This is a genomic window from Streptomyces massasporeus (assembly GCF_014648995.1).
Classification (GTDB): Bacteria; Actinomycetota; Actinomycetes; order Streptomycetales; family Streptomycetaceae; genus Streptomyces; species Streptomyces massasporeus.
This window is the reverse complement of the sequence record NZ_BMSE01000082.1, coordinates 1-517: the sequence shown is the minus strand read 5'-3', so window position 1 is coordinate 517 and position 517 is coordinate 1. Positions and strand designations below refer to the sequence as shown.

1 protein-coding gene is annotated in these 517 nt (G+C 69.8%); it reads left to right on the top strand.

Features of this window, described 5'->3' with window-relative positions:
• On the top strand, window positions 1-517 hold a 517-nt coding region (locus IE153_RS41340), incomplete at both ends, for an AMP-binding enzyme (RefSeq protein ID WP_189594816.1).

Genomic DNA, 517 nt, shown 5'->3' with positions numbered 1-517 from the left:
TCTGGCGCGCGGTTATCTGGGCCGGCCGGGTCTGACGGGGGAGCGGTTTGTCGCCGACCCCCACGGAACTCCCGGCACGCGCATGTATCGCACGGGGGATGTGGTGCGCTGGACCCGCGAGGGTGAGCTGGAGTACCTGGGCCGTTCCGACGACCAGGTCAAGGTCCGCGGCTTCCGTATCGAACTCGGTGAGATCGAGACGGTGCTGGGCCGACATGAACTGGTCGCCCAGGTGGCGGTGATCGTCCGCGAGGACCAGCCGGGCGTGAAGCGCCTGGTCGCCTACACCGTGCCCGTGTCGGGGAGCACCCTCGACACCGAGACCCTGCGCGCCCATGTCGCTGCCGCTCTGCCGGAGTACATGGTGCCGGCGGCTTTTGTGGGGCTGGGTGAGTTGCCGTTGTCGGTGAACGGGAAGCTGGACCGGCGGGCGTTGCCGGTGCCGGAGTTCTCGGGTACGGGCGGGGGCGCGCTGCCGGGTACGCGTGAGGAGGAGCTGCTGTGCGGGCTGTTCTCC